This window comes from Olavius algarvensis spirochete endosymbiont, from assembly GCA_900608495.1.
Taxonomy (GTDB): domain Bacteria; phylum Spirochaetota; class Spirochaetia; order DSM-2461; family DSM-2461; genus UBA2779.
The window spans coordinates 1-258 of record UWYT01000313.1 but is presented as its reverse complement, the minus strand read 5'-3'; the positions used below and the strand labels follow the sequence as shown (position 1 = coordinate 258).

Genomic DNA, 258 nt, shown 5'->3' with positions numbered 1-258 from the left:
ATCACGTCGGCGGGGGTGGTAAGCACTCTTGCCGGCAGTGGCGATGCGGATTTTGTGAATGGCATCGGCAGCACGGCACAGTTTAATACCCCCACCGGAGTGGTTGTGGACTCAAGAGGCAATGTCTATGTGGCAGATGGTAACAACCACCGCATCCGGAAAATCACGCCGACGGGGGTGGTAAGTACCTTTGTCGGCAGTGGCACAGCGGCTTTTGCGAATGGAACCGCCAACACGGCACAGTTTGACCTCCCCGCC

The 258-nt window shown here is 58.1% G+C and carries 1 protein-coding gene; it reads left to right on the top strand.

Translation table 11 applies throughout. From position 1 onward, the window contains the following. On the top strand, positions 1 to 258 hold a 258-nt coding region (locus tag S1OALGB6SA_RS09295), incomplete at both ends, for an NHL domain-containing protein (protein WP_442789594.1).